This is a genomic window from Streptomyces cacaoi, from assembly GCF_006539165.1.
Lineage (GTDB): Bacteria > Actinomycetota > Actinomycetes > Streptomycetales > Streptomycetaceae > Streptomyces > Streptomyces cacaoi.
Genome location: NZ_BJMM01000026.1, coordinates 1 through 15,234, shown reverse-complemented (window position 1 = coordinate 15,234; position 15,234 = coordinate 1). Strand labels below are relative to the sequence as shown.

Genomic DNA, 15,234 nt, shown 5'->3' with positions numbered 1-15,234 from the left:
CACCCGGCAGCACCGCACCGGAGAAGAGACCATGGACATCCTGCGACACCTCAGCTTCTGCCCGCCCGGTACGCCCTGGTTCGACACCCACGCGGCGGCCGGCGCGGCCGAGGAGGAGGACTTCGCCGCCACGCACGACCCCGTCCCCGACGGCTGGGAGCGCACCCCGGGCAGCGAGTGGGTGCTGCTGACCCCGCCCGGCGTCCGACTGCCCGGGCAGGGCTGGAAGATCCATGTGTCGGCCACCCCGGAGAGCGCCGAGCGGGTGCTCGGCACCACGGTGAAGTACTGCACGGCCGAGGGCCTCACCTTCAAGTTCCTGCGCAGCCCGCGCGCCCTGCTGCGGCGCAACAGCAAGTACGGCGAGCGCAGCGGCAGCGGCAAGTTCATCACCCTCTACCCGCTGGACGAGGCGCAGTTCGCCCGGGTGCTCGACGAACTCGGCGGCCTGCTCGACGGCGAGCCGGGCCCCTACATCCTCAGCGATCTGCGCTGGCGCTCCGGGCCGCTGTACGTGCGCTACGGCGGCTTCGCGGTGCGCACCATGCGCTCGCCCTCCGGCGAGACCGTCTACTGCATCGAGAATCCGGACGGCGAACTCGTCCCCGACCGGCGCGGACCCGGCTTCCGCCCGCCCGAGTGGGTCACCCTCCCCGACTGCCTCGCGGAGGCGATGGCAGCGCGCAACGCGGGCACCCTGCGCGACTTCCCCTACCGGGTCACCAAGGCCCTGCACTTCTCCAACGGCGGCGGCGTCTACCTGGGGACGGACACCCGCACCGGCCGGCAGGTGCTGCTGCGCGAGGCACGTCCGCACGCGGGCCTGGACAGCGAGGGGCGGGACGCCGTCGCCCGGTACCGCAAGGAGCACTGGGCGCTCGAACGGCTCGCCGGGCTGCCCGCCATCCCCGAACTCGTCGACCACCGCAAGGGCCACGAGCACCACTTCCTGGTCCGCGCCTATGTCGAGGGCACCCCGCTCTCCCAGCTGATGCGCAAGCGGAACCCGCTGCTGAACGGCGTGACCGCGCCGGAGAGTTACGCGGAGTACACCGCGTGGGCCCTGCGGGTGCTGGAGCGCATCGAGGAGGGGGTGCGCGGGATGCACGAGCGCGGCGTCGTCTTCGGCGATCTGCACCCCGGCAACATCCTCGTCGGCCCGGACCCGGAGACGGACACGGACGCGGAGACGGAGACGGACACGGCGGGGACGGCCCCGGGCGCCGGGCAGGGCGGGCCGGACGGGCAGGGCGGCCCGGCCGTCACCTTCATCGACTTCGAGACGGCGAGCGCCGTCGAGGACGACGCCGTCCAGCAGATGGGCGCCGTCGGCTTCATGGCGCCCGCCGGCTACACCGGCACCCACGTCGACCGCTACGCGCTGGGCAGCCTCCGGCTCGCCGTCTTCGCCCCGCTCGCGGGCGCCCTCCAGTGGTCCCCGCAGAAGGTCGAACAGCTCCTCGACCTGATCACCGCACACTTCCCCGTCCCCACCGACTACGCCGCCCGCACCCGCAGCGCCCTCGCCCCGCCCCCGGCCGCCACCGCTCCCGGCACCGCTCCCGCCGGGGCGATCGCGCCCGCCGAGGCACCCGCTCCGGCCGAGGGGCGCGCCCGCACCGAAGGGCGCGCCCCTGCTCCCGGCGAGGCGGCGGACGAAGCCCCCCTGTGGACCGTCCCCGAGCGGGACACCTGGCCCGCGCTCCGCGACGCCCTCGCCCAGGGCATCCGCGCCGCCGCCACCCCGCAGCGCCTGGACCGCCTCTTCCCGGGCGACGCCGAGCAGTTCCTGCGGACCGGTGGCGGCACCGGCTTCGCCCACGGCGCGGCCGGTGTGCTGTGGGCGCTCGCCCGCACCGGCGCCCGCGTCGAACCGGAATGGACCGACTGGCTCGTCGAGCGCGCACACGCACAGCAGGACCCCAGGCCCGGCTTCGCGCACGGGCACAGCGGGATCGCCTACGCGCTCGCCGAACTCGGCCGCGTCGACGAGGCGGCCGACCTCCTCGCCCGGGCCGGCACACCCCCGGCGGACGCGGGCCCCGAGGACGGCGGCCCCGCCGCCACGGCGCTCGGCGAGGGCCTCGCCGGCATCGGCCTGACACATCTGGACCTGGCCCGGCGCACCGGCTCCACCGACCTGTTGGAGAAGGCCGTCGCGATCGGCGCCCGCCTCGCGGAGCGGCACACCCGGCCGGCACGGGAAGAGCCGCCCGCACCGGCCGACCCCGCCGGCAGACGCGGCCCGGCCCCGGCCGGGCTGCTCGACGGCGCCACGGGAGAGGCCCTGCTGCTGCTCCGGCTGTACGAGGAGACCGGCGAGACGGGACTGCTGGACGCGGCCGGTGCCGCACTCGACGCGGATCTGACGGCCCTCGGGCTGCGGCCCGGCGCCCCGCTGCCGTCCGAGCCGCTCGGCCGGCTGCCGCTGCTCGCCGTCGGCATCGGCGGCACCGGCATGGTGCTCCACGACCACCTCGTCCACCGCCCGGACTTCCGGTGGGCGCCGGTGCGCGACACCGTGCGGGAGGCGACGGCCCTGCGGTTCACCACGGAAGCCGGTCTCTTCCTCGGCCGGGCCGGGGTGCTCACGGCCCTGCTGCACCTGTCGGACGGCGAGGTACCGGCCGAGGCGCTGCGGCCCCAGCTCGCGGCGCTCGGCCTGCACGCCGTACGCCACGAGGACCGGCCCGCGTTCCTCGGCAGGGAGTGTCTGCGGCTGTCCACGGACGTCGCGACGGGCACGGCGGGCGTTCTGCTCGCCCTGCACTCCGTGTTCGAGGGCGGACGCGTCCAGCTCCCGTTCTTCTGAACCGGCACGCCCGCACCCGAGTCCGCCGCACCCGCACCCGGGTCCGCCGCGCCCGGGCCCGACCGCACCCGCCGCACCCGGGCCCGTCGCACGGAACCCGTCCCCCGAGCCCCTCGTTCCGCATCCGTCGTCTCCGAGCGTCCGGGCGTCCCGGGCACACCCGCCCCGGCCGTCCGGGAGCGCCGGGCCACCCCGCCGGCGCCACCGCTCCACCCGACCGCCACCGAGCACCCCCGGCCACACCGCCGACCGACCCCCGACCGACCCGGACCACTCCCGACCGACCCCGACCGTCTCCAACCGACCCCGACCGACCCCGTTCCACCAGGACACTTCGACCGTTCCGTCCGGCCCACCCGGAGGTTTTGTGCGCCGGACGGCGGAGAGCAGGACACCATGGACCTCACACTGGGCGAGCAGCTCCTTCTCCTCACCCTCGACGCCGACTCCGGCCGGTTCCGGCACCAGCTCCAGACCGAGTACGCCGCCTCGGCCGCCGCGCTCCTGGAGCTGGCGCTCGCGGACAGAATCCGGCTGGAGGGCGACCGCGTGCTGGTGCGCGACGCCGCGCCCCTCGGCGTGCCCGGTCTGGACGGCCCCCTGGAGCAGCTCGCCCAGCAGGGCGAGAAGGACGATCTGCACCGGTGGATCTTCGCCCTGCGCCGCCCCGCCTTCGACCCCGCGCTGCGCGCCCTGGCCGACAAGGGCGCACTGCGCGAGGAGCGCAAGGGCGCACTGCGGCGCACCCGGTACGAGCTGCTGGCGGGCGAGACCGTGGCGGCCACCCGGGAGCGGCTGGCCGCCGTGGCCACCCGGGGCGAGGAGCCGGACGAGCGCACGGCCTGCCTGGTGGTGCTGATCCACCACGGCGGCCTGTGGGAGACGGTGCTGCCGGACGCCGACCAGGAGGCGCTGGCACGGCGGGTCACGGAGATCACCCAGGGCCACTGGGCGCATCCCGCGCTCCAGCAGATCACCGACTCCATCGTGACGACGCTGTCGTCCTTCGCCTCCACCACGACGGCGACGATCATCGTCAACTCCTGAGCGGGGCCCCGGCGCACGGCTCCTGACCCCCGCCCGCGCACGGCGGACACCGCGCCCCCGCCGACACCGCGGCCCCCACGACACCGCGGACCCGGGACATCCGGCCCGGGCCCGCGGTGCTCCGGCCTGCCCGGACGGCCGGGCACGGGGCACATGTCCGCTCCGCTCCCGTTCCACAACCGTCACCGGACGACCGGCTGCACCACGCGAAACGCATGTTAGGTTTTGACCGATGTTCAAGTGAGTGCACGGGGAACGAGTGCCTGGTCGTCCAGGGGCTCGGCACTCGCCCCCCGGCATGGATCATCGGGGGAGAACATGGAGCGCATAGCCCTCGCCATTTCCACACCGTCCCTGCACCGCCGGGTCGGTGACGCACTGGCGGAGCCCGGCTGGGAGATCGTCGCCTGCGACGGCCCGACGGAGGTACCGGCCCGGCAGGCCCACGTGGTGGTGGCCGAATCCGAGGTGCTGACGACCCGGCCCGTACTGCCCGACACGGTGCCGCTCATCGTCCTCGTCTGCGGGAGCGACGACGCCTTCTGGCGGTCCCCGCTCAGCCGCCGCGCCGCGGGCGTCGTGGACCGCGACGACCCCGACCGGGGGTTCGTCTCGGCCGTGCACCAGGTGCTCAGGGGCCGCGGCTGGATCTCACCGGAGCTGGTGCCGCACGTGCTGGCGGGCATGACGCCGCAGAGCGCGCCGAGCGGCCGGTTCGAGCAGCTCACCGACCGCGAACACGATGTCGCCGCGCTGGTCGCCGCCGGTATGTCGAACTCGGAGATCGCCAAGAAGCTGACCATCGAGCGCTCGACCGTGAAGTTCCACGTCTCGAACGTGCTGCGCAAACTGGAGTGCCGGGACCGGGCCCAGCTGGCCGTCCTGTTGAACTCCGGCCGCCCGACCCCGCGGCTGCGGGCCGTCTGACGCCCTCCCGGCCCCGCCCGCGCGCGAGCGGCGAGGCGGGCGCCCCGAGGCGGAAAGCGAAGAGCTGGTATCCGTGAACTCCTCACCTGCCCCTGTGCCGTCCCGGGTGTCTCCCCGCGTGCCTTCCCGCGTGCCTCCCCGGGTGTCGGTGATCTGCCCGACGTACAACCGGTCCCGGGCGATCACCGCGACGCTCGACTCGGTACGGGCCCAGACCATGCCGGACTGGGAGATGCTCGTCGTCTCCGACGGCAGCGACGACGACACCGACGCCTGGGTGGAGCGGGCCGCACGCGCCGACTCCCGCATCAGGCTGCTGCGCACCGCCCGGCACGGGCACCCCAGCGGCCCCCGCAACCTCGCGCTGGAAGAGGCCAGGGGCTCTCTCATCGCCTACCTCGACCACGACGACCGATGGCGCGAGGACCATCTGTCGATCGTCGTCACCGCCCTCGACGGGGACGGAAGCGGCGACGGCGACGCGGGCTGCGGCGAGGGCGGCGAGACCTCCGGCGCGGGAGCCCGGCCTGCCGGGCGGGCCGACATGGTCGTCACCGGGTTCGTCCGGGAGGACGGCGCCGGGCGGATCACCGCGCGCTCCCGTCCGCACGAGATGTGCTGGCACCCTCAGTTCCAGACCCTGGGCGTCCTCATGGAGCCCTCCCGCGTCGCCTACCGCCGTGCCCTCGGCGAACGCGCGGGGCCCTGGCACGCGGGCGGCGGCATGGAGGACTGGGACCTGTGGCTGCGCATCGCCGACCTGGCGCCCCGCGTGACCACGGTGCTCGACCGCACGGCCGTACTGCTGGACGACACCGGCACCCGCCGCCACCACATCAGGCCCGCACACCACGCGCCGCTCGCCTGGTTCGACGATCCGCGGCACGCGCACGCCACCCTGTGCGCGCTGCGGGACGGGCGGTACGACGAGCCGTTCCGCGCGGCACACGCCGCCGACACCGCGGAGTGGATCGAACGGCTCGCCCGCACCCCCGAGTTCGTCACCCCGAGCGGCCGGGGCACCGTCCCCACGGCGGAGCTGACCAGGGAGCTGACCGCCGCGATGACGGCCCGCACCCCGCCGTTCCACGATCTCGTCGTCACCCGCAAGGACCGGCGCTGTGTGCTGGCCCAGCCGCTGCGCTGCCGCACCGCCGAACACGCCCGCCGGATCGCCGCGCTGGTCCGCACCACCCAGCCCCGGGTGTGCGCGCTGATCGAGGAGGTGGCCGCGGCGTGCGCCCCGGCCGCGCCGGCGTCCGCACGCGGGCGGAAGGCGGGGACCCGGTGAAGGCGCTCGTCCTGGCCGGCGGCACGGGCAGCAGGCTGCGCCCGCTGACGCACACGGCGGCCAAACAGCTCGTGCCCGTCGCCAACAAGCCGGTGCTGTTCTACGGCATCGAGGCCATCGTGGAGGCGGGCATCACCGACATCGGGGTCGTCGTCGGGGCGACGGGCGAGGAGATCCGCGCCGCTCTCGGCGACGGCTCCCGCTTCGGCGCGCGGATCACCTACCTCCCGCAGGACCGCCCGGGCGGCCTCGCGCACGCCGTGCTCGTCGCCCGGGACTGGCTCGGCGACGACGACTTCGTCATGTACCTCGGCGACAACTTCGTGATCGGCGGGATCAGCGCCTGCGTCCGCGCGTTCCGCACCGAACGCCCCGACGCCCACATCCTGTTGACGAAGGTGCCCGACCCGTCCCTGTTCGGGGTCGCCGAACTCGACGCCGACGGCTCCGTCGTCCACCTCGCGGAGAAGCCGGCCCGGCCCCGCAGCGACCTCGCGCTGGTCGGCGTCTACCTGTTCGGACCCGCGGTGCACGAGGCGGTGGCCGCCTGCACCCCCTCGGACCGCGGCGAGCTGGAGATCACCGACGCGATCCAGCGGCTCATCGACACCGGCCGCGACGTCCGCGCCACCACGATCACCGGCTACTGGAAGGACACCGGCAACGTCGAGGACATGCTGGAGGTCAACCGCCGTGTGCTGGAGGGCCTGTCGCCCGCCGTCGAGGGGCACGTCGACGACGCCAGCGAGCTGGTCGGCCGGGTCCGGGTGGCCGCCGGGGCCCGCGTCGAGCGCTCCCGCATCGTCGGCCCGGCCGTCATCGGCGCCGGCACCGTCGTACGGGACGCCTACATCGGGCCGTTCACCTCCGTCGCCGAGGACTGCGCCGTCACCGGCAGCGAGGTCGCGTTCTCCATCGTCCTGCGGGACTCGACGATCGAGCACGCCGGGCGGCTGGAGGGCTCCCTCGTGGGCCGGTCCGTCCGGGTCGCCGGCACCGAACGGGCGCCGCGCGCCCACCGGCTGGTCCTCGGCGACCACAGCCGCGTCCACCTCGCCACCTGACCCCGCCTGCCGCCGCCGGACCCGACACCGGTCCCCGCCGAACCCGGCCCGCCCACCACCGACCGCCCCGCCTGCGCCGCCTGTCCCGGAAGCGCACACCCGCGCCCCCACCACCACGGACCACCAAGGACCACCATGCGCGTTCTCGTCACCGGAGGAGCCGGCTTCATCGGCTCCCACTTCGTACGGACCCTGCTGGCCGCCCCGCACGCCCGCACCCCCCGCACCCGCCGCCCGGAGACGGTGACCGTCCTGGACTCCCTCACCTACGCGGGCAATCCGGAGAACCTGCGCGAGGTGGAGGGCGACGCACGGCTCCGCTTCGTCCGCGGCGACATCCTCGACGCCGAGTGCGTCGGCCCCCTCGTCGCCGCGCACGACGCCGTGGTGCACCTGGCGGCGGAATCCCACGTCGACCGCTCCATAGCCGGCGGCGCCCCCTTCGCCTCCACCAACGTCCTGGGCACCCAGACCCTCCTGGAGGCCGCGGCACGCACCGAACACCCCGTCACCTTCCTGCACGTCTCCACCGACGAGGTGTACGGCTCCCTGCCCGTCGGCTCCTGGACCGAGGACCAGCCCCTCGACCCCGCCTCGCCCTACTCCGCGGCCAAGGCCGGATCCGACCTCCTCGCCCTCGCCTACCACCGCACCCACGGGCTCGACGTCCGCATCACCCGCTGCTCCAACAACTTCGGCCCCCGCCAGTTCCCCGAGAAGATCATCCCGCTCTTCCTCACCCGCCTCATCGAGGGCCGCACCGTCCCGCTCTACGGCGACGGCAGCCAGGTCCGCGACTGGCTGCACGTCGAGGACCACTGCCGCGCCCTCCGGCTCGTCCTGGAGGGCGGACGGCCGGGCGAGATCTACAACATCGGCGGCGGCACCGAACTGAGCAACAAGATGCTCACCGACCGGCTGCTGGCCGCCTGCGGCGCCGACTGGGACAGCGTCGAGCACGTGCCCGACCGCAAGGGGCACGATCTGCGCTACAGCGTCGACTGGACGAAGATCCGCGACGAGCTGGGCTACACACCCCGCCGGACGTTCGACGAGGCCCTCGCCGACACCGTCGCCTGGTACCGCGCCAACCGCGCCTGGTGGGCACCCCTCGTCGGCTGACCGCGCCCGCGGGCGTGCATCGAGGCGGCACGACGCCGCACCCCGGACGGCACGACGGCGCACACCTCCGGCAACAGGCGCCCCGGAAGGCTGTTACAGGACACGGACACGATCGCGTGAACAACCCCCGGCCGACCGCCATCTCACAGGACGTACCGAGCAGAGAAGGCGGCCGGACACCCCCGCGGAAGCGGGCGGCCGCGCCGGAACCGACCCAGGGGGAACACACCATGAAGACCGCTCGCCGCACCCGCCGCACCGTCCGCACCGCCGGCCTCGTCGCCGTGGCCGCGGCAGCCGCGTTCTCGCTCACCGCCTGCCAGGACGACGGCACCGGCGCCGACGACGCCGCCGGCTCCCCGTCCGCGTCCGCCTCGTCCCAGGACACCGGCGGCAGCACCTCGGGCCAGGACGACTCCGGCACCGGCGGCTCCTCCGGCTCGGACACCGGCTCCGGCGGCGACCGGACCACCTCCGGCAGCGGCAGCGACGGCGGCTCGACCGCCGGATCGGGCGGCGGGGACGGCGACGTCCAGCGCAAGCCGTGCGACGTACGTACCACCACCGTCCGCTTCCAGCAGACGGGCGGCTCCGCACCGGTCATCCTGCTCAAGGCCACCAACACCGGCGGCGACCGCTGCGACCTGTACGGCTACCCCTTCGTCGGCTACCCCGACGCCCAGGCCCCGATCGAGGCCGGCGGCGGACAGCCCCAGTCCGTGGTCTCCCTCGACCCGGGCAAGTCCGCCTACTCCGCGCTCTCCCTGGAACCCGGCAACAACGCCAACATGCACCGCGAGAAGAAGCTCACCGTGGAACTGGCCACCCGCGACCAGCACGGCACCGGCCACACCGCCACCCTCACGGCCCCCGGCGCCGGCCTCTCCCTCAGCGGCGAGAGCAGCCGCGTCTCCTACTGGAACACCACCCCGGAACTGGCCATGCAGTGACCGGACTTCCGCCGTCGCGGGTCCCGGCCCGGGCTCGGACCAGGACCCGCGACGGCATGACGGAAGGCCACGACGGAAGGCCATGACGGCAGACCGGCCGAAAGCCCCGGCCGAAGGGCCCCGCCGGAAAAGGCGATGTGCCGCCCCCCGGACCGCCGCATACTGGGCCGGCCGGTCGGCACGGTGGCCGTCCAGGGCCGGGGAGGGAACGACGGACTCCCCGCCCCGGACAACCACCGCGCCCCGCCAACCGTCCGTCTCCGGAGAGGAAAGCCAGCCGTCATGCCCGCCACCCCGGCCGGCCCGGACCCGACCGTCCTGCACCCGATGCCCGGACAGCCCCGCGTGGTGCTGCTGAAGCCGCTGGTGACCTCACCGCTGATCGAGGTGGGGGAGTTCTCCTACTACGACGACCCCGACGACCCCACCGCCTTCGAGACCCGCAACGTGCTCTACCACTACGGGCCGGAGAAGCTGGTCATCGGAAGGTTCTGCGCGCTGGGCGAGGGCACACGCTTCGTGATGAACGGCGCCAACCACCGCATGGACGGCCCGTCCACCTTCCCCTTCCCGATCATGGGCGGCTCCTGGACCGACCACTTCGACCTCATCACGGGGCTGCCCGGACGCGGCGACACGGTCGTCGGACACGACGTGTGGTTCGGCCACGGCGCGCTGATCATGCCGGGCGTACGGATCGGCCACGGCGCGATCATCGCCTCCGGCTCCGTCGTCGTGGACGACGTACCCGACTACGGAATCGTCGGCGGCAACCCGGCCCGGCTCATCCGCCGCCGCTACACCGACGCCGACATCGCCCGCCTCCTGACCGTCGCCTGGTGGGACTGGCCACTCCCCCACCTCACCGAGCACCTCCGCACCGTCATGTCCGGCGACATCACAGCCCTGGAACAGGCCGCACCCCGCACAACACCCCCCACCTCCTGATCACACCCCCGGAGTTGAGGACCCCGCGCCGCAACCGGGACCCGCCGACGGAGCCTTCCGCCCGACCTCCGGTCACTGCGCGAAACCCCGCACCGGCGGGCGCCCGGCCGTAGAGGATGGGACGGACATGTCCATGAGGGTGCGACCGCCGACGCGCGACGTCCGGTCGTCACCGACGCATTGGAGACTCGTATGAGTGCGGAGCCCCCTCCGTCCCCGGGCTGGCAACCGGTCGAATCCCGGCCTCAACCCGCCCTCCAGCCCGGCCCGTTCCCGCCCGGCACCGGAAGACCGCGCATGCCCGCCGGTGCGCAGGCCGCCCGCGTCCTGGCCCTCGTCCTGGCCGTGGTGTGCCTGGCGAACCTGTGGCTGGCCGCCTCCCACGGCGGAGCGAGGAGCGCCGGAGCCGCCGCCCCGCTGACCCTGCTGAACGTGCTCACCGGAGTGCTGGCCCTCCGCTACACCTCAGGACGCGACGGAGTACGACGAGGCTCCGTCCTGCTGGCCGTCCTCCAACTCGTCCTGTCCTTCCTGTCGCTGGCCCGCACCCCCGCCGGCGTCGTCCCCCTCCTCGGCAACCTCGTCCTCGTCATACTCCTGACCCAGACCTCGACACGACACTGGTTCACCCGCCCCCGCTAGCAGAGCCCGGTCCCGGCCCGAACCCGCCCGGCCACCGGGACCACGGATCCGGCAATGCCTCCCTGCCCGGCCGCCAAGCCTGGCAGGATCCGTGGCATGGCCGACGAGACAGACAGCGGCGCCGTCCCCGCACCGGAGAGAATCTGGATCTCGCCGCACGGCATGGCGCACTTGCCGGACAAGTGCAATCACCATCCCCACGTGAGCCATTCCGAAGCAGGGTGGGGATGGGTCATGTGGCCGGACAGGAAAGACTGGGACCTCATCAGCGAACAGCGTCCCCTGACGGCCACCCACGGCAGGACCGACCGCGTAGCACGGAAACGGTGCAGGCACTGCGGAAGCAGGGCGTGACATAGCTCTGCTTGGGAACGCCCGGGTAGTGCTTGTTGACTCCGGCGATCCAGGTCTCCCGGAACAGGCGGGCGCCCTCGATGTTCGACATTTCTACCCCTCTCTCATCGCACCACGTGCAAGTCGCCGATATCGGCGGCCAGTTCGGCTACGCGGCGATCACGACCGTCGGAGCGGAGATCGTCCCGTAGCGCCCGTCCCGTAGCGTCCGGAGTCCACGAGCGACGTAGCCGGAGCCCCGACGTGCTCCTCACTCTTCAGGGAGGCGGGAGCCGTCGTGGACGGGGCCGTGGAGATCGGTGACTTTCTGCGCTTCGTCGAGCGCCCGCCGACCGGTCTGCTACACCTCCCACCGCGGAAGCGGACGCTGGAGGGCCGGGCACCGCCCGGGATCTCCCGGGCCCGAGGGGCGGCGCAGGCGCATCCGGCTCCCCGCACACACCCCGGAAACGCCGCAGCGCCCGAGCCACACTCCTGTGATCTCGGGCGCTGCGCAGCAGGTCGGAGGGGGGAAGCCCTCGTCCCTCGCGGTAGGCCGTGTGGGACTCGAACCCACAACCAATGGATTAAAAGTCCACTGCTCTGCCAATTGAGCTAACGGCCCGCACCGAGCAGCATAGCCCGGCTGCCGCGCGCGCCTCGAAGGCATTCCAGGTTGAACGCCTTCGAGGCTGTACTCGGCCATGCCTTCGACAGCACGGGCCGGGTGCGCGGGCGGGCCGGACGGCTCAGCTGTTGCGCTTCCAGCGGGGCTTGTCGGCGCGGCGGTCCGAGCTGCGGGCCGGGCCGCGGCCGGGGCCGTAGGAGCTGGAGCGGTGGTCGGCGCCGCGGCCGGGGCGACGGTCGTCGCGGCGGTCCCGGTGGTCGCGGTGGTACGGGCGGTCGCCGTTGCGGAAGCCGCGGTCGCGACGCTCCTCGCGGCGGAAGCCGCCGCCCCTGGCGCCGTTGTCCCGGCGGTCCCGGTCGCGGTCGCGGTCCCGGTCGCGGCCGTAGGAACGGTCGTCGCGGTCACGGCCGAAGGAGCGGTCGTCGCGGTCACGGCCGTAGGGACGGTCGTCGCGGTTGCGGTCACGGTCGCGGCCGTAGGGGCGGTCGTCCCGGTTGCGGTCGCGGTCCTTGCGGTCGTCGCGGCGGAAGCCGCCACGGTCGTCCCGCCGCTCACCGCGGTCGTACGGCCGGCGGCCGTCGCGGCGGTCGTGGGAGCCGCCCCGGGGGCCGCGGTCGCCGCGGTCCCGGTCGCGTCCCTCGCGCTGCTCGCGCTCGCGGCGCTCCCGCTTCTCCCGCTCGGCCCGCTCCGCGCGTTCGCGGCGCTCGGCCTCGGCCTTCTCCTCGGCTGCGGCTTCGGCGGCCGCGGCCTCGGCCGCGGCGGCGACGGCCGTCTCCGGGTCCTCGCCCCGCTCCCGCGCGGCGCGCGCGATCAACAGCGTGGCCTCCTCGCGGAGTTCACCGGCCCGCTGCTGGAGCTTCTCCAGCTTGCGGGTCAGCTGCCGTGCCTCCCGCTCGGCCTGCCGCGCGGAGTTCGTGGCCGATTCGGCCTGCACCTCGGTGAGCGAGCGGGCACCGGTGATCCGCGCCACATCGTCGTCGAAGACGTCACCGCGGGCGATGAGGTGCCGCGACGCGTCCACGCCGGCGTCCTCCATCAGCCGGAAGATCTGCCTGCGCTGGTGCGGGAGCGCCAGCGAGACGACGGTGCCGGACTCGCCGGCGCGCGCGGTGCGCCCGGAGCGGTGCAGATAGTCCTTGTGGTCGCCGGCCGGGTCGACGTTCAGCACCAGGTCGATGCCGTCGACGTGGATACCGCGGGCCGCGACGTCCGTGGCGACCAGGACATTGACCTTGCCGTCCTTGAAGTCCGCCAGCGTGCGGGTGCGCGCGCCCTGCGTCATACCGCCGTGCAGCGCGTCGGCCCGCACCCCGGACTCGCACAGCTGCTCGGCGACCCGGTCGGCACCGAGCTGGGTGCGGACGAAGATGATCGTGCGGCCCTTGCGCGCGGCGATGGCGGCCGTGACGGGCGCCTTGTCCCGCGGCTTCACCACGAGGACGTGGTGCGTCATGGTCGTCACCGCGCCCTGTGCGGCGTCCACCTCGTGCGAGACGGGGTCGACCAGGTACCGCTTGACCAGCGAGTCGATCTCCTTCTCCATCGTCGCGGAGAAGAGCATCCGCTGGCCGCCCTCGGGCACCAGGTCGAGGATCTCGGTGACCTCGGGCAGGAAGCCCAGGTCGGCCATCTGGTCGGCCTCGTCGAGGATCGCCGTCTCGACGTCGTCGAGCGAGCAGGAGCCGCGGTTGATCAGATCCCGCAGCCGGCCCGGCGTCGCGACGAGGATGTCCACGCCCCGCTCCAGCGCGGAGATCTGGTTGCCCATCGACGTACCGCCGCACACGACCTTGAGCTTGAGGCCGAGCGTGTCGCCGTAGGGCTGGAGGGCGTCCGAGACCTGCATGGCCAGCTCGCGGGTGGGCGTGAGGATGACGCCGCGGGGCCGCTTGCGCTCGGTGCGCCCGCCGGTCAGCCGGGCCAGCAGCGGAAGGCCGAACGAGAGGGTCTTGCCGGAGCCGGTGCGGCCCCGGCCGAGCACGTCCTTGCCGGCCAGCGCGTCGGGGATGGTCGCGGCCTGGATCGGGAAGGGCGCGGTCACCCCGTTCTGCGCCAGCTTGCGGACGACGGACTCCGGCAGCCCGAGATCGGCGAAGGTGATCTTCGTCTCCTCGGCTCCGCCGTCGGCCGCCACGTCCTCGTCCTCGACGGCGGTGTCGATGTCGTGGTCGGTGTCGTGGTCGGCAGCGATGTCGGCGGTGGCCTCCGCTTCGGCGGTGAAGGCACCGGAGGCCACGGTTCCGGCCTCCGTGTGCTCGGGGTGCTCGGGGTGGTTGTCCGGGTTCTCGGACAGGACGGTGTCATGCGTGGTGACGGACATGCGAAATGCGAAACCTTCCGGAGTCGATACGGCACGCGCCCAGAACTCCGTGAATTCGCAAAGACCGCCTCCATGCGGTCAGCCACGGCCAGAGAGGAACGCGCCACGCGGCGCGCTCTGATGACGGCGCCGGGCAAATGGGATCAAACGATCTACCAGCATACGCGGCCGGTGAGCAGCCACGCAAATGGGCCCCCGACCGGCCCGCACCGCTCTCCTGTCCCCGGGGAGCGGGGCCGGCGGGGGCGGGGCGGCGCGCTCCCCGTCAGGCCGACGGGGAGCGGGAGTGATCCGAGGCGGACAGCGACGGGGAGGCCGTCGTCCGGGTCGGAGAGGGGTCGGGGTCGGTCTTCGTCGGCGACGGGTCCGGCGGCTGCGTGGGCGAACCGGAGCCTCCGTCTCCACCGCCGTCGCCGCCCGGGGTCCCCGGATCCTCCGGGGAGTGCGTCGGCCGCGAGCCCGGCCCGCCCCCCGACGACGAACCCGGCGACCCCGAGGAACCCGGCGAGCCGGACGACCCCGATGAGCCCGATGAACCCGATGAACCCGATGAACCCGACGAGGACGAACCGTCCGAGCCTCCGCCCGGACCTCCACCCGCGCCCCCGTCCCCGCCGTGCTTCACGCCCTTGCCGTGCCCGCCGTGCTTCCCGTGCTTCCCGTGTGCGCCGCCGCGCTCGCCGTCCTCGCCCTCGCCGCCGCGCCCGCGCCCCTCCGGCCCGTCACCGCCGCGGGCCCGCTGCCCCTGGCCGTCCACGCCGCCCTCGGGCTCCGCCGCACCGCCGTCGTCGTCCGACCTGTTGCCCACCGGGGTCGCGTTGTCGCCGCCGCCGCCCGCACCGCCGTCCCCGGACACCGTCATACAGCCACTGAGTGTGGAGACCGCCGCCAGTATCAGCGCCCCCACCGTCGCCCGGGCGGCAGCTGTGGGAGCGGTACGGGAACGGCGCACGGGGACCTCCAACGCGGGGCATCGGCGAGCGTCTTGCCCAACTCTTTGTCACCCCAACAGGTCACGCCCGCCCGTCGCCCCACCACCGCCCCGTGGGTGGGGGTGGAGAACGAAGGTTGGGGTACCGGGGCTGGTCTCCGTCGCCCCACCACCGCCCCGCGGGTGGGGGTGGAGAACGAAGGTTGGGGTACCGGGGCT

General features: G+C 74.0%; 10 protein-coding genes and 1 tRNA gene. 9 read left to right on the top strand and 2 right to left on the bottom strand.

The genetic code is table 11. The annotated features are described in order from the left end of the window. Positions 1–31 precede the first annotated feature (31 nt). The 9 genes from SCA03_RS22365 (at position 32) to SCA03_RS22325 (ending at position 10,803) form a co-directional block, all read left to right on the top strand. A complete protein-coding gene (locus SCA03_RS22365) occupies positions 32–2,812 on the top strand; it encodes a class III lanthionine synthetase LanKC N-terminal domain-containing protein (RefSeq protein WP_141275603.1) in 2,781 nt (926 codons plus the stop codon). A 396-nt stretch (positions 2,813–3,208) separates the two neighbouring features. Beyond that, positions 3,209–3,859, top strand: coding sequence for a GOLPH3/VPS74 family protein (locus SCA03_RS22360; protein ID WP_086816098.1), 651 nt, complete (start codon positions 3,209–3,211; stop codon positions 3,857–3,859). A 318-nt stretch (positions 3,860–4,177) separates the two neighbouring features. Then, positions 4,178–4,786 (top strand): helix-turn-helix transcriptional regulator, encoded by a 609-nt coding sequence (locus tag SCA03_RS22355; protein WP_078873914.1) that lies wholly within the window; start codon positions 4,178–4,180, stop codon positions 4,784–4,786. 148 nt (positions 4,787–4,934) lie between these two features. Next, the gene (locus tag SCA03_RS22350; protein ID WP_230988850.1) at positions 4,935–6,077 is read left to right on the top strand and encodes a glycosyltransferase family 2 protein; all 1,143 of its coding nucleotides are present in this window, start codon (positions 4,935–4,937) and stop codon (positions 6,075–6,077) included. Continuing rightward, a complete protein-coding gene (locus tag SCA03_RS22345; RefSeq protein ID WP_030885483.1) occupies positions 6,074–7,141 on the top strand; it encodes a glucose-1-phosphate thymidylyltransferase in 1,068 nt (355 codons plus the stop codon). Before SCA03_RS22350 ends, SCA03_RS22345 begins: the two co-directional genes overlap by 4 nt. A gap of 135 nt (positions 7,142–7,276) precedes the next feature. Further along, the gene (gene rfbB / locus SCA03_RS22340) at positions 7,277–8,263 is read left to right on the top strand and encodes a dTDP-glucose 4,6-dehydratase (protein ID WP_141275602.1); all 987 of its coding nucleotides are present in this window, start codon (positions 7,277–7,279) and stop codon (positions 8,261–8,263) included. 230 nt (positions 8,264–8,493) lie between these two features. Further along, positions 8,494–9,213 carry a DUF4232 domain-containing protein gene (locus tag SCA03_RS22335; protein WP_141275601.1) on the top strand — a complete coding sequence of 240 codons (720 nt, stop codon included), beginning with the start codon at positions 8,494–8,496 and terminating at the stop codon, positions 9,211–9,213. Positions 9,214–9,495: 282 nt separating this feature from the next. Continuing rightward, positions 9,496–10,161, top strand: coding sequence for a CatB-related O-acetyltransferase (locus SCA03_RS22330; RefSeq protein WP_086817918.1), 666 nt, complete (start codon positions 9,496–9,498; stop codon positions 10,159–10,161). A gap of 297 nt (positions 10,162–10,458) precedes the next feature. Further along, on the top strand, positions 10,459–10,803 hold the full coding sequence (locus SCA03_RS22325) for a hypothetical protein (RefSeq protein ID WP_086817919.1): 345 nt from the start codon (positions 10,459–10,461) through the stop codon (positions 10,801–10,803). Positions 10,804–11,688: 885 nt separating this feature from the next. Here the strand turns inward: SCA03_RS22325 and SCA03_RS22315 are convergent. Together SCA03_RS22315 and SCA03_RS22310 are read right to left on the bottom strand one after the other, a co-directional pair. Next, a tRNA-Lys gene (locus tag SCA03_RS22315) sits at positions 11,689–11,761 on the bottom strand. A gap of 124 nt (positions 11,762–11,885) precedes the next feature. After that, on the bottom strand, positions 11,886–14,084 hold the full coding sequence (locus tag SCA03_RS22310) for a DEAD/DEAH box helicase (protein ID WP_141275600.1): 2,199 nt from the start codon (positions 14,082–14,084) through the stop codon (positions 11,886–11,888). Between the last annotated feature and the right edge of the window lie 1,150 nt (positions 14,085–15,234).